Raw genomic sequence first — 20,157 nt, 5'->3', positions numbered from 1 at the left:
GGCGCGTATGACCCCTCCCGATCGCTCTGATGTGCTTCCCGAAGCTGCGGCAGCCGAACGGCTGCGGCAGCACCTTGAGGAGATCGCACGCGAACGCGATCGCGCCCATCGCGAGTTGCAGGAGCGCGAGGCCGAGCTGGCGCGGATCCAGCGCATCGCCCGGGTCGGCGGGCTCGAGATCGATTTCCGCGACGGCGTGCGCAACCGCCGCTCTCCCGAATATCTGCTGGTGCACGGGCTGCCGCCCGAGGAGGTCAACGAGACCTACGAGAACTGGGTCGCGCGCATCCACCCCGACGACCGCGAGCGCACCATCAAGCATCTGTTCGATGTGCTCAAGGAAGGCGGCGAGGACTACACGGCCGAATACCGCATCATCCGCCCGAACGACGGCGAGAGCCGCTGGATCCGCGTCGTCGCCAAGATCGAGCGCGACCGCAGCGGCCGCGCGCTGCGGCTGGTCGGCGCCGATCTCGACGTCACCGACCAGATGCTGGCGCAGGAGACCCTGCGCGAGAGCGAGGAGCGCTTCCGCCTGATCGCCGACAGCGCGCCGGTGCCGATCTGGGTGACCAAGCTCGACCGCACCCGCTCGTTCGCCAACCAGGCCTATCTCGATTTCCTCGGCCTGCCGTTCGAGGAAGCGGTGGTGTTCGACTGGCGCAAGGCGCTGCATCCGGATGATCTGCCCAACATCCTGCAGGAGCAGATCACCGGCGAACTCTCGCTCAAACCGTTCGTGCTCGAAGCGCGCTATCGCAACGCCACCGGCGACTGGCGCTGGCTGCGTTCGGAATCGCAGCCGCGCTGGGATCCGAACGGCAAGCATATCGGCTTCATCGGCGTCGCCCACGACATCACGGCCGCCAAGGAAGCCGAGATCGAACTGCGCAAGCTGAACGAGTCGCTGGAGCGCCGCATCCTGGAGCGCACCGCGCAGCTCGAATCCCGCGAAGCGCAGACCCGCGCCATCCTGGAAACCAGCCATCAATATCAGATGCTGCTCAACCACGATGGCGACCTGCTCTACACCAACCAGACCGCGCTGGCCGGCATCCGCGCCGAGGCCGGGCACGTCGTCGGCAAACCGTTCTGGGACACGCCCTGGTTCACTGCGACCGACGGCATGCCGCGCGTGATCCAGAATGCGTTCGCGGCCGCGATGCGCGGCGAAGAGGTCAAGATCGAGCTGCAATTGCAGTTGCCGATCGGCGAGCGCTATTTCGATTTCGCGATGCGGCCGCTGCAGGACCAGCACGGCACGATCGTCGGCGCGGTGCCGGAGGCCGTCGACATCACCGAGCGGCGACGCGGCGAGGAAGCGTTGCGGCAATCGCAGAAGATGGAAGCGGTCGGCCAGCTTACCGGCGGCGTGGCGCACGATTTCAACAATCTGCTCACCATCATCCGCTCGGCGACCGACTTCCTGCGCCGCCGCGAGCTGCCGGACGAACGGCGCCGCCGCTACATCGACGCGATCTCCGAGACCGTGGAGCGGGCCTCCAAGCTCACCGCGCAGCTGCTGGCGTTCGCGCGCAGGCAACCGCTCAATCCCGAAGTGTTCAATGTCGGAACGCAGGTCGACAGCGTGGTGCAGCTGATCCGCCCGCTGGTCGGTGCCCGGATTCATATCGAGGTCAGGATCGAGGATCCCGACTGTTTCGCGATCGCCGACATCGGCCAGTTCGAGACCGCGATGATCAACCTTGCGGTCAACGCCCGCGACGCCATGAACGGCGAAGGCCAGCTGACGATCGGCGTGAGAAAGGTCAGGCACATCCCCGCTTTGCGGGCCCAGGCCTCGCGCAGCGGCGATTTCGTCACGGTCTCGATCCAGGATACCGGCACCGGCATCTCGCCGGAGCATCTCGACGCGATCTTCGAGCCGTTCTTCACCACCAAGGAGGTCGGCAAGGGAACGGGCCTCGGGTTGAGCCAGGCGTTCGGCTTCGTCAAGCAATCCGATGGCGACATCGAGGTCACCTCGACGCCCGGGCACGGCGCCACCTTCACCATCTATCTGCCGCAGGCGATGCCCCCCGCGGATATCAAGGTCGCAGCCAACGCGGGCACCGAGCAAACCTCGATCGGCCGCGGCTATCGCGTCCTCGTGGTGGAGGACAATGACGATGTCGGCCAGTTCTCCACCGAACTGCTCGAGGATCTCGGCTATTCGGTTAAGCGCGCGGCCAACGCCAATGCAGCGCTCTCGATCCTTTCCGAGAACGAGTTCGCCGCCGACCTCGTGTTCTCCGACGTGATCATGCCCGGCATGAACGGCGTCGAGCTCGCCGGCGTGATCCGCGATCGCTTTCCCGGCCTGCCGGTGGTGCTGACCAGCGGCTACAGCAACGTGCTCGCCGAGAACGCGCATAGCGGCTTCGAGCTGATCCAGAAGCCCTACTCGGTCGAAGCGCTGTCGCGCACGCTCCGCAAGGCGATCGCCGAGCAGCGGGCGACCGCTCCGAAATCCTGACAGCGTGCAGCCTCCGCTGCGCCCTACTCGATCACCACATGCGCGACGCCGAGCTGAAAGATGCCGAGCGCGCGCGCTGCCGTGGTCGAAACATCGATGATCCGCCCGCGGATGAACGGGCCGCGGTCGTTGACCCGGCACTGGATCGACTTGCCGCGATAGGACACCGTGATCATGCTGCCGAACGGCCGCCGGCGATGCGCGCAGGTCATCTCGCCGCGCTTGCCGATGCCATGATAGTAGGACGCAAGGCCACTCTCTGCGTTCGCCATAGACGAGGCAAACAGCAGCATGGCCGCGGACGTGACTGCGGTTTTCATTAATCGCCTGCCGGTGAGCCCCGCAAGGGAACGCGGTTCCGCGATTTCGGTTCCGCATCCGTCGCGTTTCAGGTCGATTTTTTGGAACTTTTCCTGTGGAAACTGCGAGCCTGAGGGCGCAAGGGTAACGCCCTCAGGCGGCGTCCTCGACGCTGTCGGCCGCGAGCAGCGTGCGGACATCCTGCGCCGGCACCGGCCTGCTGAACAGATAGCCCTGCATCTGCGTGCAGCCGAGCATCTGCACGGTGTCGCGCTGCTGATCGGTCTCGACGCCCTCGGCCGTCGTGATCATGTTGCGGTCGGCGGCGATCGAGACCACCGCGCGGATGATCGAGGCCGAGCCAGAGTTGCGGGTGACTTCCTTGACGAAGCTGCGGTCGATCTTGATCTTGTCGAACGGGAAACGCTGCAGATATTGCAGCGACGAGTACCCGGTGCCGAAATCGTCCAACGCGATATGGACGCCGAGCGCACGGAGCTGGCCGAGCGTGACCAGCGCGGCATCGTCATCGGCGATCAGCACCGCCTCGGTGATCTCGAGTTCGAGCCGGCGCGGGTCGAGCCCGCTCTCGGCGAGCGCATTGGCAACCTTCAGCGCCAGCGTCTCCGACCTGAACTGGATCGGCGAGACGTTGACCGCAAGCCGTACATGCGCCGGCCAGGCCGCCGCCTCGATGCAGGCGGTGCGCAGCACCCACTGCCCGATCTCCTCGATCAATCCGGTCTCCTCGGCGACCGGTATGAAATCCGCCGGCGAGATCATGCCGCGCACCGGATGGCGCCAGCGCAGCAGCGCCTCGCAGCCGGTCACTTCGTCGCTGCGCAGGTCGACCAGCGGCTGGTAATGCAATTCGAAGCCGCCCTCGGCCAGCGCGGTCCGCAGATCGGCCTCCAGCGCACGGCGCAGATTGGCCTGCTTCTCCATCGCCGGATCGAAGAAGCGATAGGTCCTGCGGCCGGCGGCCTTGGCCGCGTACATCGCAAGGTCGGCGCATTTCAGCAGGCCGAACAGGTCGGAGCCGTGGCGTGGGGCGATCGCGATGCCGATACTGGCATCGCTCGACAGCCGATGGCCGAGGCAGTCGAACGGCGTGCGCAACGACTGATAGACGCGCGCCACGAGGTCGCTGACGTCGTCGTCCGAGGTGATGTCGTGCTGGACGATCGCGAACTCGTCGCCGCCGAGCCGCGCGATGAAGTCGTTCGATCCGACCGATTGCCGCAGCTTCTCGGCCACGCGGCGCAGGAATTCGTCGCCGATCGGATGGCCGAGCGTGTCGTTGATCCGCTTGAACTCGTCGATATCGATATAGTGGATCGCGAATTCGCGCACCACGGCCTCGCGCAACAGCTCTTCCGCGTGGCGCTGGAACAGCGCCCGGTTCGGCAGATTGGTCAGCGCATCGTAATGCGCGAGATACTCGATCCGCGCCTGCGCACGCCGCCCGTCGGTGACGTCCTCGAGCGTGGTGGCCCAGCCGCCGTCCGGTGCGCGCTTGTAGATCAGGCGGATGCTGCGGCCATCGGGCGTCATGATCAGGGAGTCCCGGACCTGGTCACCCCTGGGATCGGTGAAGCGGGCGCAGTAGGCGTCGACATCGCCCACGAACGAGCCGAGCGCCTGGCGATGCAGGACCAGGTCGCGCAGATGGCATCCGGGTTTGACGATGTCGGGCGACAGGCCGAACATGTCGATATACTGCTGGTTGCAGATCACGAGCCGCGCCGAAGCGTCGAACAGCAACAGCCCCTGCGTCATGGTGTTGATTGCGGTGTCGAGGTGCTGGCTCTTCTCGGACAGCCGGCGCTGCGCCGCATCGTGCTGCCGTTGCAGCTGACGCACGATCAGGAACACCATCATGATCACGATCAGCACCGCCAGCACCGCGGCACAGAACTGCAGCTTGGTCTGGGCGCGCCAGTCCTCCAGCGCGCTGGAGGTTTTCGTGGTGGCGAGGATCAGGATCGGAAAGTGCGACAGCGAGCGGACCGCGCCGACATTCTCCTCGCCGGCGGCGCCGATGAACCGCCCGGACGTGTTGCCGCCGAGGCCGATGATCTTGCGGAACAGCGACTGGTCGGTGATGTTGCTGCCGACCACGCTCGCATCCTGCGGATAGCGCGCGATGATGGTGCCATCGCGATGGATCATCGAGATCACGGTGTCGCCGTTCAGCGCCAGCGAGGCCACGAAATCCTCGAAATGGCTGGGCTCGACGCCGCGGCTCGCAAAGCCGATGATCTCGCCGTTGCGCCCGGTGATCTTGCGGGCAAAGACCGTGGTCCAGTTGCCCGTCACCTTGCTCATCGCGGGCTCGACGATCACGGGCGATGTCGGCCGTCCCGACGTGAATTCCTTGAAGTAGCGCCGGTCAGCGATGCTGATGTCGGGCACCGGCCACATCTCGGACGAGTTGATCAGCCATCCCTTGGCGTTGAACAGATTGAGCCCGCCGACATGCGGCAGCGCTGCCAGCCGCGTGCGCAGCATCTCGTGCGCGCTAAGCAGCGACATGCTTTTCTCGAACTGATCGGCGGTCTCGACCTGCTCCGATCGCAGATAATTCAGGATGTCGTCGTGGACATGCTGGAGGTCGCTGAGCTGCTGGTCGAAATGCCGCGACAGCAACAGCGCGGTGTTGTTGAGCTCGCGTTCCGACACCTCCAGCGCGCGTTCGCGGAACTGCAGCGCGAGGTAGCCGGTGCCAAGCGTGATCGCGAGCACCAATAGCGCGGCACTCAGGACGAGCCACTGAACGGCCCTCATCCGCGTGGCACGCGACACACCTTTGATCGACAGCCGCCGGTGATCCGGCGTCACGCTGCTCGTTTGGACAACCGACATTTTCCTGCCCCTGTGGGTGCCCTTCTAAGGGAGCACAACCCAAGGGGTCGTTAGGAAAATCAGTTATCGGACGGTTAAGGCGAATGCGCACACGAGCGCGATCGGCAGGACGATCGTCAGGAGACGACTGCCACAGCCTATGCCGCCGCCTCCTTCAGGCTGCACTCGATCAGCGCGCCGTCGATGGTGAATTTCGAGAATGGCGAGAACGGCGTCACCGCCTTGAGTGCTGCGAAGAATTGCGAGTCGCCCGGAGACTTCAGGAGAAAGCGGATGTGGTTGGCCGACAACGCATCGCGCGACAGCCAGACGACGCCGGAGAACAGCGCCACGAGCATTTGCGCGTAGTCGGCGGTCCCGGCGAGGCCGAGATCGTAGATGGGGGACACATTGACGAAGCGCGCGCTGAGCGCCGGCGCCGTATACCGGCTCATCAACAGGCGGCGGACCTGGCAGACCGCATGGACCCGCTCTCCGTCGGTCAGGTAATACAGACCCTGGCTGTCCCCCTCCCTGGCGGTCAGCGCCTCGAAGGCGGCAATGCCGCCGAAAGTGGCAAAATCCTCTCCGACGCCTTCAGCGTCCTTCTTCCATTGTGCCTTGATATGACGCCAGGACCGCTCAGGATCCTTGAGTGGCAAAAGCCGCATGGTTAAGGGGCTGTTAGCACGGAGGGGAGTCGACGCCGGGATAATATGTCGCAGGCATTAAGCGTTTGCTTACAGCGGTAGCCGGTTGCGCCGACGCGACGGCTGCCGGGTAGCCCGGATGAAGTCAACGGGTCGCGCCAATGCGCGCCCGATGACAGGCTCCGCGCAATCCGGGGAGCCGTGTCCGCGGTTAGCGCGCGCCCGGATTTCGCTGCGCTTCATCCGGGCTACAAGATAAGCATCCATTTGGCATAGTCGGATTTGACCACTGTGGGCTCGGCCCCGAACAGCGCCGAGTAGAAGCCGACCGATTGCGGGATGTCCTTGACGGCGACGTGGACATGCAAGCGCTTCATGGGCGGTCCTTTTCGAGCAGCGGCGACGCTGGATGGATATTCCGTCCCAAGCATGCTCAGATATCAACAGTATTACAACAAGGGTTCAAGCGCGCGATGGATGCGCTGACGCTGTTCGGATTGTTCGCCGTCACCATGATGCTGGTCTGCTACGCGGCCGAAGATCGCAGCCCCTGGTTCATCCTGGCCTTTGCGGTGTCGTGCGCGCTGGGCTCGGCCTACGGTTTCCTGCAGGGCGCCTGGCCGTTCGGCCTGGTTGAGGCGATCTGGGCCGTGGTCGCCGCGCGCCGGTGGTTGCTGCGCCGAACCGCCGAGGGCGTGTAACGTTATAGTATCCACGGCCAATCTGTCGCGGTGGCGAACTTGAATGCACGCGGTCACGGCGCTAAGTAGGCGCCATGGCCGCTTCGCGCACCATGATTCAATCTTCTCGCACAGCGGGACCGCGCCGTTGGCGCAGCCTGCTTGCGGGGCTGATCTCGGTTGCGCTCGTGCTGTCGTTCTTCCACGGCTGGACCTCCGACGACGATGACGATGCAGGTCCTGTCTTCTCGATCGCACAGTCGATCAAGGACACCGGCGGCAAAGCCCCCGCACATCCGGCCTCACTGCACGGCGATCACTGCCTGACGCACGTCGCCTCGGTCGCTCCGCAGGAAACCGCATTCCCGATCGCCTATGCGCCGCACCGCTACGCGGACAGCAGCATCGAGTTGCCGGCATCGGCCGAGCGCCTCTCTCCCTTCAAACCACCCCGCGCCTGATCCGGTCGGCATGACCGGCCGTGCGCGGCTGCCCTTGGGCAGCACGCATGCTTCCGCACAGATCGATGTCGCGACAGCGCACGGCCATTGGCCGGCGCTGCGGAGAGGCGCACATGAAACGGATTGTTCTATTTTTCGCCGGCGTGACCGCCGGCATTGCACTGGTATTGCTCGCGGCCGGAGGGATCGGCTGGCCGGTCAAGTTCCCGGCCACGACGCTTGAGGCCGCGTCCGAGAGCCCGCAGAAGGCCGAAGCCAAGCATGAGGCTCCCGGACATATCGAGCTGGGCGAAGACCAGATTCGCGAAGCCGGCATCACGCTTGCGCAAACCAGCGGCGGCATGCTGAAGCGGCATTTCCTCGCGCCGGGATCGCTGATCCCCGACGCCGACCATATCGGCCGCGTCTCGGTCCGCGTGCTCGCCACCGTCACGGAACTGCGCAAGCGTCTCGGCGACGTCGTCGAGAAAGGCGAGATCGTCGCCGCCATCGAAAGCCGCGAGGTCGCCGATGCCAAGAGCGAATATCTCGCCACACGGCTCACCAACGATCTGCAGCAGACGCTCTACATCAGGCAGAAGACCCTGGTCGAGACCCGCATCGTCTCGGAAAACGAGTTCCTGCGCACGCGGTTGAGCGCGAACGACGCCCAGATCAAGCTCGACGGCGCGCGGCAGAAGCTGTTTGCGCTCGGCCTGTCGGAAAGCGAGATCGCCGATCTGCCGAACCAGCCGCCGGAGAGCCTGCGCACCCAGTTCCTGCGCGCGCCGATCAGCGGCCGGGTGTCCGAGCGGCGCGTCGATCTCGGAGGGTTGATCGGGCGCGAAGGCCAGGAGAGCGAGCTCTACGTCATCGTCAATCTCGACGACATCTGGGTCGACCTGGCGGTTTCGCCGGAGGATATCAACGCAGTCCGCGAAGGCGTGTCGGTCAAGATCCGCGCCATCGGCACCGAGGACGAAGCGAGCGCCGGCGTGATCTTCGTCAGCCCCCTGCTCGACCGCGAGACCCGCAACGCCCGCGTGATCGCGACCATGCCCAACAAGGATCACCGCTGGAAGCCCGGTACCTTCGTCACCGCGGAGGTCCCGCTGTCAGGCGCGCCGTCGACCGTCATCATCCCGAAGAACGCACTTCAAACCATCAAGGGGACACCGACCGTGTTCGTGCGCGATGCCGACGGCTTCGAGGCGCGGTCGGTGCGCACCGGACGCGAGGACGACGACGACATCGAGATCGTCACCGGCCTCGCCGCCGGCGAGGCCATCGCGGTGCAGAACACCTTTACGCTGAAGGCCGAGGTCGAGAAGGACGAGGCGGAGCACGGCCATGATTGAGCGCATCATCGCTCTCGCGATCCAGCGGCGTTGGGTTGTCGTCACGCTGGCGGCGATCCTGATGTTCATCGGCGGCCTGGCATTGACCAAGCTGCCGATCGAGGCGGTGCCCGACATCACCAACAAGCAGGTCCAGATCAACACCGTGGCGCCGGCGCTGTCGCCGGCCGAGATCGAGAAGCAGATCACCTTCCCGATCGAAACGGCGCTCGCCGGCGCACCGGGACTGGAGAGCACGCGCTCGCTGTCCCGCAACGGCTTCTCGCAAATCACGGCGGTGTTCAGCGAATCGACCGACATCTATTTCGCCCGCCAGCAGGTCGGCGAACGCCTCACCGAAGTGCGCGCGCGCCTGCCGCAAGGCATCGAGCCGCGGATCGGCCCGACCTCGACAGGTCTCGGCGAGATCTACATGTGGACCGTCCATTACTCCGGCGACAAGGTCGAGACCGACGGCGCGCCGGGCCTGCAAAGCGACGGCCGCTTCCTGACGGCGGACGGCCAGGTGCTGCACAGCGAGGTCGAGAAGGACGCCTATCTGCGCACGGTGCAGGACTGGATCATCAAGCCGCAGATCAAGATGGTGCCGGGTGTCGCCGGCGTCGATTCGATCGGCGGCTATCTCAAGCAGTACCAAGTCCATCCCGATGCCGCGAAGCTGATCGCGCTCGGCCTCACCTTTGCCGACGTCGCCAAGGCGATCGAGAGCAACAATGTCAGCCGCGGCGCGCGCTATATCGAGCGCAACGGCGAAGGCTTCGTGGTGCGCTCCGGCGGCCGGCTCGAGAATATCGAGGAGCTCGGCGCCGTCGTCGTCACCACGCGCGGCGGCGTCCCGGTCCGGATCCGCGACCTCGCCACGCTGTCGATCGGCGGCGAGACCCGCACCGGCAGCGCCAGCGAGAACGGCCGCGAGGTCGTGGTCGGCACCGCACTGATGCTGATCGGCGCCAACAGCCGCACCGTGTCGGCCGCGGTCGACGCCAGGCTGCGTGCGATCACGCCATCCTTGCCGGCAGGCATCAAGGTCGAGACTGTGCTGGACCGCACCCAATTGGTCGATGCGACCATCGGCACCGTGGCGCGCAACCTCTCTGAAGGCGCGCTGCTGGTGATCGCGGTGCTCTTTGTCCTTCTCGGTAACTTCCGGGCGGCGCTGATCACCGCGCTGGTGATCCCGATCGCGATGCTGATGACTGCCATCGGCATGTGGCAGGGGCGGATCAGCGCCAATCTGATGAGCCTCGGCGCGCTGGATTTCGGCCTGATCGTCGATGGCGCCGTGATCATCACCGAGAACAGCCTGCGTCACCTCGCCGAGAAGCAGCATACGCTCGGCCGCATCCTGACGCGCGACGAACGGCTGGCGACGGTGCGCACCTCCGCCGTCGAGATGGTGCAGCCGAGCCTCTACGGCCAGGCCATCATCCTCCTGGTCTATGTGCCGCTGCTCACCTTCACCGGCGTCGAGGGCAAGATGTTCGAGCCGATGGCGCTGACCGTGATCCTCGCGCTCGCCGCCGCCTTCGTGCTGTCGCTGACGCTGGTACCGGCGCTGATCGCGATCGGCATCACCGGCCGCGTGCAGGAGAAGGAAAACTGGCTGGTCGCCGCGCTGAAGCGCTGCTACAGCCCGCTGCTGCGGCATGCGGTGACGACGCCCGTTCCCGTGATCGCGGTGGCGGTCGTGCTGTTCGCCGCCGCGCTGTTGGCCTTCTTCCGTCTCGGCCAGGAGTTCATCCCCTCGCTCGATGAGAAGAACATCGCGATGCACGCGCTGAGGATTCCGAGCACCGCGCTGTCGCAGTCGCAGGCGATGCAGCTCTCGGTCGAGAAGGCCGTCAGCCACTTCCCGCAGGTGTCGTTCGTGTTCTCGAAGACCGGCACCGCGGAAGTGGCGAGCGACCCGATGCCGCCGAACGCCTCCGACACCTTCATCATCCTGAAGCCGCGCGCGCAGTGGCCGGATCCATCGCTGACCAAGGAGCAATTGATCGAGGACATCTCGAAAGCAGTCGGCCGGCTGCCCGGCAACGTCTACGAATTCACCCAGCCGATCCAGATGCGTTTCAACGAACTGCTCGCCGGCGTTCGCGGCGACATCGCCGTCAAGGTGTTCGGCGACGAGTTCGAGCCGATGCAGAAGGCTGCCAACCAGATCGCGGCCGCATTGCGCGGCGTGCGCGGCGCGACCGACGTCAAGGTCGAACAGGCGAGCGGCCTCCCCGTGCTCGAGATCAAGGTCGACAAGGCGGCGATCGCCCGGCGAGGCCTCAGCGTCTCCGAAGTCCATGATGTGATCGGTGCCGCGGTCGGCGGCCAGGATGCCGGCGTCGTCTACGAGGGCGATCGCAGCTTCGACATCGTGGTGCGACTGCCGAAGAGCGTGCGCTCCGATCTCGAGGCGCTGAGCAATCTGCCGGTCGCCTTGCCGAAGGCAACGCCGAGCTCGCCGGTGCAGAGCCTGCCGCTGAACCGCGTGGCGCAGTTCTCCTTCACCGAAGGACCGAACCAGATCAGCCGCGAGAACGGCAAGCGCCGCATCGTGGTGACGGCCAATGTCCGCGGCCGCGATCTCGGCTCGATGGTCGAGGAAGCACAGACGAAAGTCGCGCAAGCGGTCAAGCTGCCGCCGGGCTACTGGATGACCTGGGGCGGCCAATCCGAGAATCTCGCCGCGGCGCGCCGGCGCCTTGTCGTCGTGGTGCCGGCCTGCTTTGCCATGATCTTCCTGTTGCTGCTGGCGGCGATGGGGTCCGTGCGCGACGCGCTCCTGGTGTTCAGCGCGGTGCCGCTGGCGCTCACCGGCGGCATCGCGGCGCTCTGGCTGCGCGGCATGCCGTTCTCGATCTCGGCGGCAGTCGGCTTCATCGCACTGTCGGGCGTTGCCGTACTGAACGGGCTCGTGATGCTGAGCTTCGTGCGGCAATTGCGCGAGCAAGGCGTGCCGCTTCGTGACGCCATCGAGCAAGGCGCCCTCACCCGCTTCCGGCCGGTGGTGATGACGGCGCTGGTGGCCTCGCTCGGCTTCGTGCCGATGGCCTTCGCCACCGGCACCGGCGCCGAGGTGCAGAAGCCGCTCGCCACCGTGGTGATCGGGGGCCTGATCAGCGCGACCCTGCTGACGCTCGCCGTGCTGCCCGCGCTCTATGCACGGTACGGCCATGTCGGCAGCGCTGCGCAGAATGAGAGGACCGCGATTCAGCCGGCGGAATGAGGATATGTTGACCGGCAGTGCCAAGGAAAATCCGGCAGTTGCAGCGCCGAACCGGTGCTGTAACAATTCTGTCATATGGCAAAACTAAACGAAGGCTGCGGCGGGCTGCCGCGGGGCTTCATCAGGGGGAATAACAAGATGCGTCGTGCCATTACATTGCTGTCCGCGAGCATGATCGCGCTCTCAATGGGAGCCGCCTCGGCGCAAAATGCAAAGCCCCGCAACCTGATCCTGTTCGTCCCCGACGGCCTGCGCGGCGGCATCGTGACGCCGGAGACGGCGCCGGCGATGGCCGAGATCCGCGACAAGGGCGTCTACTTCAAGAACTCACATTCGCTGTTCCCGACCTTCACGATGGCGAACAGCTCGGCACTGTCGACCGGCCATTATCTCGGCGACACCGGCACCTTCTCCAACACGATCTTTACCGGCTACACCTCGGTGCCGGCCGGCGACACCGTGGTGCCGTTCATCGAGAACGACGCGGTGCTCGCCGATATCGACGATCACTTCAACGGCGACTATCTCAACGAGGAGACGCTGCTGAAGATGGCCCGCGGCCAGGGTTTCAGCACCGCCGCCATCGGCAAGGTCGGCCCGACCCTGCTGTTCGATCACACCGATCGCGGCAAGAACACGATCGTGATCGACGATTCCACCGGCGGCAAGACCGGCGTGCCGCTCTCCGACGAGATGAAGGACGCGTTGACCAAGGCCGGGCTGCCGCTCGCCACGCCGAGCCGCGGCGATAACGCCAAGGCCGGTGACGCCAAGACACCCGGCACCACGGTCGCCAACGTCGCCCAGCAGGCCTACATGGCCGATGTCGCGACCAAGGTGGTGCTGCCGATGTTCAAGGCGCGCAACAAGCCGTTCGTGCTGGTGTTCTGGTCGCGCGATCCGGACGGCAGCCAGCACAACACCGGCGACAGCCTCAACACCATCACCCCCGCCATCAACGGCCCGACCTCGATGGCCGGCATCAAGAATGCCGACAACAACCTCGCCCAGCTGCGCAAGGCGCTCGACGAACTCGGGCTGTCCGCCACCACCAACATCATGGTCTCCTCCGACCACGGCTTCTCGACGATCTCGAAGGAGAGCAAGACCAGCCCCTCGGCCAAGATCGCCTATGACGACACGCCGAAGGATTTCCTGCCGATGGGCTTTTTGGCGATCGATCTCGCCAAGGCGCTGGACCTGCCGCTGTTCGACCCCAACGACAAGAATGCCAAGGTCGCCGACAACGCCCATCCGAAGGCCGGCAACGGCGTGCTCGGCCAGGATCCCACCAAGCCCGACGTCGTGATCGCGACCAATGGCGGCTCGGACCTGATCTACCTGCCGAACCGCGACAAGAAGCTCGCCGACCGCGTCATCAAGGCGCTGCTCGAGCAGGACTATGTCAGCGGCCTCTTCGTGGACGACAAGCTCGGCAATTTCCCCGGCACGCTGCCGATGTCGAACCTCAATCTGAAGGGCAAGGCGGTGACGCCGAACCCGTCGATCGTGGTCAACTTCCGCTCCTGGTCGAGCGGCTGCCCGATCCCGACCAACTGCTCGGTGCAGATCGCCGACACCGTGCTGCGCCAGGGCCAGGGCATGCATGGCAGCTTCAGCCGCGGCGATACCTACAACTTCACCGCCGCGATCGGCCCCGACTTCAAGGCGGGCTATGTCGATCCGCTGCCGGTCAGCAACGCCGACGTCGGCATGACCGCGGCGCAATTGCTCGGCCTGCGCGCGCCGAACAACGGCGGACTGATCGGCCGGGTGATGTCGGAAGCGCTGCCGAACGGCATCGTGCCGAAGATGGCCGAGGGCACGCTGGTATCGAAGAAGGCGTCGGCCAACGGGCTGCGCACGGTGCTGAAATTCCAGCGCGTGCTCTCGACCCGGTATTTCGACGTCGCCGGGTTCCCGGGGCGGACGCTCGGGCTCGAGGAGAGCGACGGCAAACAGAAAACGGCGGGGAAGTGATCCCCGCCGCCTCCGCTTGAAGCCGTTTCGTTCGGGATGATTACATCATCCCGATGTCGAACACGTTGGGCAGCTGGGTCGCGAGCGGCAGTGCCGCGGCGCCGACCAGCGTCGCCACCATTGCAGCCAGTGCACGGCCGGTGCGGCGCTGGCCGCGCATCCGGCCCGCGATCCACTCCAGGACTTTGGTGTCGATCTTGGCGCCCTGCGTCGGCGCCCAGCGATCGATCTCGGTGTCCGCCGACAGCGCCACCGTGCGCGGCGGCACCGGCAGGCCGGACTCGGAGGCGGCATGGTGGGCGATCGCCTTGGCGAGCAGGTCGTCGAACCGGCCGCCATCGCTGCGCTCGGCAGCCGCCTCGTTGATCGCGAACAGCGCCTCGATCTCGGCCCGGCTGACCGGCTGATGCTCGACCGCGGCCGCCGTCAGGATACGCGCGCACCAGGCAGCGTCATCGGCATCGAGGGAGCGGGAGAAATGGATGCGGCCCTTGGTGGTCGGGCCTTCGCCGGTGATGACGCCGTCGCGCACGATGGTCAGCGCATGGGCGGCGGTCTTGCGGCAGGATGGATGCAACGCACCGCTGAGAGCCTCAGCGGTCTTGGTACTTGGGGTAGACATTGTGGGAGCTTTCAATTGCTATCTCAGGCCAGCTTTTCCATGCGGGCGTAAACGAGTGGTTAACGATTCGGAACTTGGGTTCCGAGATTTTTAGATGGTTGCTATTTGGTCGCTTTGGAAGCTGTCACGGTTCAGTCCTATAGCACCCAAGGGGTCGTCGAGGCCGGCGTGATGACGGCGATAAGCGGCTTTATCTAGGCATTTCCAAGCTTTTGTGCCGCAGTTGATATTTCGCCGCAGCGGCCTGGATCAAAACAAGTTGCTTGGAATTCCACCCCAAAGGAGAAATGTTTCACCTTTTTTCAGAACCCGTTCACTTAAGCCTTTTCGCGTCCTATACTGGAACAGACCACCTCAAATACAAATTTATCCGCAACTTCAAAGGGATGAGGTAACATCATGGCACTTCAGATTGGCGCTGTCGCCCCCGACTTCGAAGCCGAGACGACCGAAGGAAAGATCAAGTTCCATGACTGGATCGGCAGCAGCTGGGCGCTTTTGTTCTCCCATCCGAAGGACTTCACCCCGGTCTGCACCACCGAGCTCGGCGCGCTGGCCCGCCTGAAGCCCGAATTTGACAAGCGCGGCGTCAAGCTGATGGGCCTGTCGGTCGACCCGGTGGATCGCCACGCCAAATGGTCCGAGGACATCAAGGAGACCCAGGGCGCCGCGCCGAACTACCCGATGATCGGCGACACCGATTTCAACGTGTCGAAGCTCTACGACATGCTGCCGGCCTCGACCTCGGGCGATCCCCTCACCCGCACCGCCGCCGACAACCAGACCGTCCGTAACGTCTTCATCATTGGCCCCGACAAGAAGATCAAGCTCGTGATGGTCTATCCGATGACCACGGGTCGGAACTTCCACGAGATCCTGCGCTCGATCGACTCGCTGCAGCTCACCGCCAAGCATCGCGTCGCCACCCCGGCCGACTGGAAGCAGGGTGAGGATGTGATCATCGCGGGCTCCGTCAACAACGACGAGGCCAAGACGATCTATCCGCAGGGCTGGAAAGAGCCGAAGCCTTATATCCGCATCGTGCCGCAGCCGAAGTAACGGCCGGAACGACGAGGTCGAGTGGCAAGGACACAGCCCGTTATCGTCTGGTTCCGCGACGATCTGCGGCTGTCGGACCACCCGGCCCTGCACGAGGCAGCCAGCCGCGGCGCTCCCGTGGTTGGCCTCTACGTTCGTGACGAAGCTAGCCGCGCTCTGAGAGTTCCGGCCGCGCGTCTCCTCGGGGGTGCGACGCGCTGGTGGCTGGCGCAGTCGCTGCGCGCGCTCAGCAAGAGCCTTGAGGCAATCGGTGGGCAGCTGGTGCTGCGCACCGGACCGGCCGCCTCCGTGATCACCACGCTGGCGCGCAAAACCAATGCCAGCGCCGTGTTCTGGAACCACATCGCGCAGGCGCCGCATCAAGCGGTTGCCGCCGACGTTGAATCGGCGCTCGCAAGTGATGGCATAGACTCGCAAATTTTGCCGGGCGACTTGTTGATCGAACCCAACGCGATCCGCAACAAGGACAACCGCGGCCTGCGCGTGTTCACGCCATTCTGGCGGCGCGTGCAGGGGCTCGGCGATCCGCCCAAATCGCTGCCAGCACCGAAGCAGCTAACATCGATCGGCGGCGTCGCGAGCGAAGACCTCGACGATTGGCAGCTTGAGCCGACCCGGCCCGATTGGGCCGGCGGCCTGCGCGAGACCTGGACACCGGGCGAAGCTGCGGCCCAAGCCCGGCTGAAGGCCTTTCTCGACGACGGCATCCGCGGCTACACCGATGACCGCGACCGACCCGACCGCGACGGCACCTCGCGCCTGTCGCCGCATCTGCGCTTCGGCGAGATCAGCCCGCGACAGATTTGGCACGCCGCGCGCTTCGCCGCCGCCGAGCACCCACGTCTGGCCGGCGACATCGACAAGTTCCTCAGCGAGCTCGGCTGGCGCGAGTTCTGCCGCCATCTCCTGTTCGACGTTCCTGACCTCGCCGAGCAGAATTTGCAGGCGCATTTCGACGCCTTTCCGTGGAAACGAGACGCCAGTGCATTGAAGGCATGGCAGCGCGGCCTGACCGGCTACCCGATCGTCGACGCCGGCATGCGCGAGCTCTGGCACGCCGGCGTGATGCACAATCGGGTGCGGATGGTGGTGGCCTCGTTCCTGGTCAAGCATCTGCTGATCGACTGGCGCGCCGGCGAGCAATGGTTCTGGGACACGCTGGTCGATGCTGATGCCGGCTCCAACCCGGCGAACTGGCAATGGGTCGCCGGCTCCGGCGCCGATGCCGCGCCCTATTTCCGCGTCTTCAATCCGGTCCTGCAGGGCGAGAAGTTCGATCCCGACGGCGCCTATGTCAGGCGCTGGGTGCCGGAACTGGCGCAGCTCCCCGACAACCTGGTCCATCAGCCCTGGACCGCGACGCCGATCGAACTCGCCAGCGCCGGCGTCGAGCTCGGCAAGACCTACCCGCAGCCGATCGTCGATCACAAGCAAGGCCGCGAGCGGGCGCTTGCGGCTTATGCGAAGATTAGGCGCGGCGATTGACCAGCAGCACCGCCGCGGCGCAGGCGGCCATGCCGGCAATCGCGACTGCGTCGAGCTTCTCGCCGAACAGCACATAGGCCATCAGCGCCGTCACCGCCGGCACCAGGTAGAACAGGCTCGCGACGGAGGTCGCGGCATGGTGCCGGATCAGCCAGTACAACAGCCCGATCGAGCCGATCGACAGCGCGAACACCAGCCAGGCCAGCGCCAGCACGAACTCGCTGGTCCAATGCACGACATTGCTCTCGAACAGCCACGCGCCGATGCCGAAGAAGATCGTCACCGCGACGTACTGCACCAGATTGCCGGCGCGCCAGTCGATCGCATTGCAGTAGCGGCGCTGATAGAGCGTGCCGAGCGTGATCGAGATCAGCGAGACGCCTGAGGCAAGCCAGCCCCAGCCCGCCTCGCCCGTCATCGGACGGTTGTGCAGGATCAGCACGACGCCGGCGAGGCCGAGCACCAGCCCGCCCCATTGCAGCGGCGTGACACGCTCGCCGAGCCAGCGGTTGGCGATGGTCGAGGTCAGGATCGGTTGCAGGCCCGGGATCAGCGCCGAGAGCCCGGCCGGAATCGAATGCGCGATCGCAATCGCGGTGCCGCCGAGATAAAAGCCGTGCACCAGGATGCCGGCCACCGCGCTATGGAAGATGCCGGCCCGGTCCGGCCATTTCGGCTGCGCCACCCCGGCGATGACAGCCATCACCACCACCACGAGCGCCATCCGGATCGCCAGGTAGGTCAGCGGATCGGCATTGTTGATGACGTATTTGGTGCCGATGAATCCCGTGCTCCACAGCACGACAAAGATCGCCGGCGCCAGACGAGCGGCAGTTTCCTCGAAGCTCTTGTTCATTGCCTGCTGTCATTGCCCGAACATGAGGCAGCCGGCAATCGCGAAGTTCGGCGGAGGTTGTGGACGCGCGCGCCAAGCACATTGTCGCCCCGCGAACGCGGGCAATCACAGACGGCTGCGGCCACATCTCATAGCGCCGCGTGCGTCATAGCGCAGGGTGAGGCACGCCCGAGCAATTTCTGGATAATAGACTATGCCGCTGATTGCCCGACATGTCAGGTGGCCATGTCGCAAGCCGGCAAGCCGACGGCTCCTTTGCATGGGGTTGTTTTCGATATTTTGGCAGCGACACCATCTGCCGGGCAGCGGCGGCCTCCCCATCACCTGAGGTGATACTTCCTGCCGTTGGTGTTCGGGTCGCTATTGTCGCTTGTCGAGAACATCAGGGCGGGACCGAAATAGTTCCAGGTATCCCGATAGAACGCGAAGCGGCCAGCTCCCTTGTCGATGATCTCCTGCTGGACGCTGTTTGCCGGGCCGAGCAGCTTGTCGTCCTCATACAGCCGGGCGGCCTCGAGCGCGCCGTCGACATATTTGACGGGGATGAGATACGCATGTCCCTTGTAGAGGCGGAAGGCACCGCGGATCAGACTCGGATCGAGCGGGCTCGCAGGAACCAGATAAAGCGCAGCGCTCGACACCAGCGCAAAAAAAGCTGATCCGATCAGGACACGCGCGCTGGATGAAATCCTGAACGGCACCTTGCCGGGCTCTTGCTCGCCGGGCCGCCCGTCATTGGCGGCGTCTGCTCTCGTCGCGTAGAGCTGATAGGAATCGGTCAAGCCTTGCTCGAGTCCGTCACGAAAACCCATCTGGTAGGACACGCGTCCGCATAGCGCGAACAGCAGGATCAAAGCGAGAAGCAATGTGATCAGCATGAGGTGACGCCAATTGGTGTGACGGCCGGGATTGTCGACTTACCTAGCGGTTCGGGACGTCAAAATCCATTCCCTGCGCGGGGCTTCCGGTTCCCGAGGCTGCGCTGCCATGCCGGACGAACCTGAGCTGCATGGTACAGCAACGTCTCTCCCGTCCTGACCTGCCCGATTTAGGAACGCCACCCGGCGCCCAGGCGTTTTTGACACGCAGGCTGGCGACACGCGAGCCGCCCGCATCGAGGATACCCGATGCCCTATGCGCTGTTCGATCGTGACCGGCAAATCGACGAGGCTTTTCCGACGGAGAAGCAGGCTTGGGAGCATGCGTTGACGTCCGGCCTGATCTTCGACGTTCCGGTCGCGGACGAGGCGCCGGGCATGGTGATTCCGGCCGGCTATCACATGAAGCAGATTCCCGGCGACGGTGAAGTGTGCACCCCCGCGCCCGAGTGGAACCTGCCGAAGGAAATTTCGTGATCGGCCGACGGCCGGGATGCCGCTTGCGATCGCGCAACACGTAACGGCAACCAGACCAACAATCCAGGATGAGCGTATGGCCGAAACCGGCAAGTATTTTCGCGTTCGCTGCGTCGACAACACCCTACAGCGGGACACGCTCGCGCTCGGCCGCGTCTATGACGTGACCAGGGATATCGAACGTGACGGTTACTACGAGCTCGGCGGATTGGGTCGCTTCAGCCGCTCCAGGTTCGAGGTCGTCGAGCCTGATGACGACGAGGAATAGACAGCAAATACCGGGCGTTGGGACGGCACCTCGCAAATCCGTGATCGATGCCACCGCTGATTGCCTTCATTTGGGCACCTCCCGGGAACAGCCTGCTGGCAGCGACAGCCAAAGGCTGCGACCGCAGGGGGTGCCTGCAAGTGCCGCATCAATCCCGCACTGCGATGCAAGACGTCGATCTGCGCAATTTCGCCCGGGTCATCTCGGCGTGCACCCTCGGGCTTTGGGCATTTGCGGCCGGCCTCCTGATCGGGACTTTCGTGCTCTGGTGATTGCCTGACTTCAGGATTGCCCGTCATTGGCGGACACGCCGCCCCTTAGCTGCCGCTCAGGTGGTGCGCGGCGACGAACAAAGCGAGCGCGCTCAGCACCAACGCTGACGCGGCACCGGCAACGGTCCGTGCCAGTTCTGCCTTCGAAAGATTGGATCTGGTTGCCATCACAGCCTCCCGTGCGCGCGAGCTGAGCCAAGACCGCTCGGCGGTCAGGCTCGCTCATGAAGATCATCGCATCATGAGGATGAACGCATCGTGAGCAAAACGAACTGCGCGCGCCGTCGGTTCCAAA

18 protein-coding genes are annotated in these 20,157 nt (G+C 65.0%); 10 read left to right on the top strand and 8 right to left on the bottom strand.

What is annotated here, in order from left to right:
* Nucleotides 1-7 precede the first annotated feature (7 nt).
* On the top strand, nucleotides 8-2,476 hold the full coding sequence (locus tag ACVW17_RS24530) for a PAS domain-containing protein (protein WP_456754281.1): 2,469 nt from the start codon (nucleotides 8-10) through the stop codon (nucleotides 2,474-2,476).
* A 23-nt stretch (nucleotides 2,477-2,499) separates the two neighbouring features.
* Here the strand turns inward: ACVW17_RS24530 and ACVW17_RS24525 are convergent, their stop codons facing one another.
* The 4 genes from ACVW17_RS24525 to ACVW17_RS24510 form a co-directional block, all read right to left on the bottom strand.
* Nucleotides 2,500-2,796 (bottom strand): septal ring lytic transglycosylase RlpA family protein, encoded by a 297-nt coding sequence (locus tag ACVW17_RS24525; RefSeq protein ID WP_456754280.1) that lies wholly within the window; start codon nucleotides 2,794-2,796, stop codon nucleotides 2,500-2,502.
* 133 nt (nucleotides 2,797-2,929) lie between these two features.
* Nucleotides 2,930-5,641, bottom strand: a complete 2,712-nt coding sequence (locus ACVW17_RS24520) for a bifunctional diguanylate cyclase/phosphodiesterase (RefSeq protein ID WP_456797936.1) — start codon at nucleotides 5,639-5,641, stop codon at nucleotides 2,930-2,932.
* A 137-nt stretch (nucleotides 5,642-5,778) separates the two neighbouring features.
* A complete protein-coding gene (locus ACVW17_RS24515; RefSeq protein WP_456754278.1) occupies nucleotides 5,779-6,291 on the bottom strand; it encodes a hypothetical protein in 513 nt (170 codons plus the stop codon).
* 227 nt (nucleotides 6,292-6,518) lie between these two features.
* Complete coding sequence (locus ACVW17_RS24510) at nucleotides 6,519-6,647, bottom strand: hypothetical protein (protein WP_456754277.1); 129 nt, start codon at nucleotides 6,645-6,647, stop codon at nucleotides 6,519-6,521.
* Between the two features lie 96 nt (nucleotides 6,648-6,743).
* On the opposite strand from ACVW17_RS24510, the gene ACVW17_RS24505 reads away from it, so the two are divergent.
* The 5 genes from ACVW17_RS24505 (at nucleotide 6,744) to ACVW17_RS24485 (ending at nucleotide 13,945) form a co-directional block, all read left to right on the top strand.
* A complete protein-coding gene (locus tag ACVW17_RS24505; RefSeq protein ID WP_456754276.1) occupies nucleotides 6,744-6,971 on the top strand; it encodes a hypothetical protein in 228 nt (75 codons plus the stop codon).
* A 74-nt stretch (nucleotides 6,972-7,045) separates the two neighbouring features.
* Nucleotides 7,046-7,411 (top strand): hypothetical protein, encoded by a 366-nt coding sequence (locus ACVW17_RS24500; RefSeq protein WP_456754275.1) that lies wholly within the window; start codon nucleotides 7,046-7,048, stop codon nucleotides 7,409-7,411.
* A gap of 113 nt (nucleotides 7,412-7,524) precedes the next feature.
* Entirely contained in the window at nucleotides 7,525-8,748 is a 1,224-nt protein-coding gene (locus ACVW17_RS24495; RefSeq protein ID WP_456797935.1) for an efflux RND transporter periplasmic adaptor subunit, read from the top strand.
* Nucleotides 8,741-11,965, top strand: coding sequence for an efflux RND transporter permease subunit (locus tag ACVW17_RS24490; RefSeq protein WP_456754273.1), 3,225 nt, complete (start codon nucleotides 8,741-8,743; stop codon nucleotides 11,963-11,965). The genes ACVW17_RS24495 and ACVW17_RS24490 overlap by 8 nt, the downstream gene beginning before the upstream one ends.
* Before the next feature lie 138 nt (nucleotides 11,966-12,103).
* Entirely contained in the window at nucleotides 12,104-13,945 is a 1,842-nt protein-coding gene (locus ACVW17_RS24485) for an alkaline phosphatase family protein (RefSeq protein ID WP_456754272.1), read from the top strand.
* A gap of 40 nt (nucleotides 13,946-13,985) precedes the next feature.
* On the opposite strand, the gene ACVW17_RS24480 is transcribed toward ACVW17_RS24485, so the two are convergent.
* On the bottom strand, nucleotides 13,986-14,567 hold the full coding sequence (locus ACVW17_RS24480; protein ID WP_456754271.1) for a hypothetical protein: 582 nt from the start codon (nucleotides 14,565-14,567) through the stop codon (nucleotides 13,986-13,988).
* 399 nt (nucleotides 14,568-14,966) lie between these two features.
* Here ACVW17_RS24480 and ACVW17_RS24475 point away from each other — a divergent pair, with 399 nt between their 5' ends.
* Together ACVW17_RS24475 and ACVW17_RS24470 are read left to right on the top strand one after the other, a co-directional pair.
* On the top strand, nucleotides 14,967-15,626 hold the full coding sequence (locus ACVW17_RS24475; protein ID WP_456754270.1) for a peroxiredoxin: 660 nt from the start codon (nucleotides 14,967-14,969) through the stop codon (nucleotides 15,624-15,626).
* Between the two features lie 21 nt (nucleotides 15,627-15,647).
* Nucleotides 15,648-17,111 (top strand): cryptochrome/photolyase family protein, encoded by a 1,464-nt coding sequence (locus ACVW17_RS24470; protein WP_456754269.1) that lies wholly within the window; start codon nucleotides 15,648-15,650, stop codon nucleotides 17,109-17,111.
* Here the strand turns inward: ACVW17_RS24470 and ACVW17_RS24465 are convergent.
* Nucleotides 17,095-17,967 carry a DMT family transporter gene (locus ACVW17_RS24465; RefSeq protein WP_456754268.1) on the bottom strand — a complete coding sequence of 291 codons (873 nt, stop codon included), beginning with the start codon at nucleotides 17,965-17,967 and terminating at the stop codon, nucleotides 17,095-17,097. The genes ACVW17_RS24470 and ACVW17_RS24465 overlap by 17 nt on opposite strands.
* Nucleotides 17,968-18,287: 320 nt before the next feature.
* Entirely contained in the window at nucleotides 18,288-18,845 is a 558-nt protein-coding gene (locus ACVW17_RS24460) for a hypothetical protein (protein WP_456754267.1), read from the bottom strand.
* A 249-nt stretch (nucleotides 18,846-19,094) separates the two neighbouring features.
* Here ACVW17_RS24460 and ACVW17_RS24455 point away from each other — a divergent pair, with 249 nt between their 5' ends.
* Nucleotides 19,095-19,322, top strand: coding sequence for a hypothetical protein (locus tag ACVW17_RS24455; protein WP_456754266.1), 228 nt, complete (start codon nucleotides 19,095-19,097; stop codon nucleotides 19,320-19,322).
* Nucleotides 19,323-19,398: 76 nt separating this feature from the next.
* Nucleotides 19,399-19,590 (top strand): hypothetical protein, encoded by a 192-nt coding sequence (locus tag ACVW17_RS24450; protein ID WP_456754265.1) that lies wholly within the window; start codon nucleotides 19,399-19,401, stop codon nucleotides 19,588-19,590.
* A gap of 317 nt (nucleotides 19,591-19,907) precedes the next feature.
* Here ACVW17_RS24450 and ACVW17_RS24445 read toward each other — a convergent pair whose 3' ends face one another.
* Complete coding sequence (locus tag ACVW17_RS24445; RefSeq protein ID WP_456754264.1) at nucleotides 19,908-20,030, bottom strand: hypothetical protein; 123 nt, start codon at nucleotides 20,028-20,030, stop codon at nucleotides 19,908-19,910.
* Nucleotides 20,031-20,157: the final 127 nt, after the last annotated feature.

It is taken from the genome of Bradyrhizobium sp. USDA 4473, assembly GCF_054063335.1.
The sequence above is the reverse complement of the archived record's forward strand: the minus strand, read 5'-3'. Positions and strand labels throughout refer to the sequence as shown.

Excerpts from the sequence above, each read along its gene's own strand:
- ACVW17_RS24445 (WP_456754264.1), bottom strand. The coding sequence starts at position 20,030 with ATGGCAACCAGATCCAATCTTTCGAAGGCAGAACTGGCACGGACCGTT.
- ACVW17_RS24520 (WP_456797936.1), bottom strand. The coding sequence starts at position 5,641 with ATGTCGGTTGTCCAAACGAGCAGCGTGACGCCGGATCACCGGCGGCTG.
- ACVW17_RS24490 (WP_456754273.1), top strand. The coding sequence starts at position 8,741 with ATGATTGAGCGCATCATCGCTCTCGCGATCCAGCGGCGTTGGGTTGTC.
- ACVW17_RS24495 (WP_456797935.1), top strand. The coding sequence starts at position 7,525 with ATGAAACGGATTGTTCTATTTTTCGCCGGCGTGACCGCCGGCATTGCA.
- ACVW17_RS24500 (WP_456754275.1), top strand. The coding sequence starts at position 7,046 with ATGGCCGCTTCGCGCACCATGATTCAATCTTCTCGCACAGCGGGACCG.
- ACVW17_RS24480 (WP_456754271.1), bottom strand. The coding sequence starts at position 14,567 with ATGTCTACCCCAAGTACCAAGACCGCTGAGGCTCTCAGCGGTGCGTTG.
- ACVW17_RS24460 (WP_456754267.1), bottom strand. The coding sequence starts at position 18,845 with ATGCTGATCACATTGCTTCTCGCTTTGATCCTGCTGTTCGCGCTATGC.
- ACVW17_RS24510 (WP_456754277.1), bottom strand. The coding sequence starts at position 6,647 with ATGAAGCGCTTGCATGTCCACGTCGCCGTCAAGGACATCCCGCAATCG.
- ACVW17_RS24530 (WP_456754281.1), top strand. The coding sequence starts at position 8 with ATGACCCCTCCCGATCGCTCTGATGTGCTTCCCGAAGCTGCGGCAGCC.
- ACVW17_RS24465 (WP_456754268.1), bottom strand. The coding sequence starts at position 17,967 with ATGAACAAGAGCTTCGAGGAAACTGCCGCTCGTCTGGCGCCGGCGATC.
- ACVW17_RS24485 (WP_456754272.1), top strand. The coding sequence starts at position 12,104 with ATGCGTCGTGCCATTACATTGCTGTCCGCGAGCATGATCGCGCTCTCA.
- ACVW17_RS24475 (WP_456754270.1), top strand. The coding sequence starts at position 14,967 with ATGGCACTTCAGATTGGCGCTGTCGCCCCCGACTTCGAAGCCGAGACG.
- ACVW17_RS24505 (WP_456754276.1), top strand. The coding sequence starts at position 6,744 with ATGGATGCGCTGACGCTGTTCGGATTGTTCGCCGTCACCATGATGCTG.
- ACVW17_RS24450 (WP_456754265.1), top strand. The coding sequence starts at position 19,399 with ATGGCCGAAACCGGCAAGTATTTTCGCGTTCGCTGCGTCGACAACACC.
- ACVW17_RS24455 (WP_456754266.1), top strand. The coding sequence starts at position 19,095 with ATGCCCTATGCGCTGTTCGATCGTGACCGGCAAATCGACGAGGCTTTT.
- ACVW17_RS24525 (WP_456754280.1), bottom strand. The coding sequence starts at position 2,796 with ATGAAAACCGCAGTCACGTCCGCGGCCATGCTGCTGTTTGCCTCGTCT.
- ACVW17_RS24515 (WP_456754278.1), bottom strand. The coding sequence starts at position 6,291 with ATGCGGCTTTTGCCACTCAAGGATCCTGAGCGGTCCTGGCGTCATATC.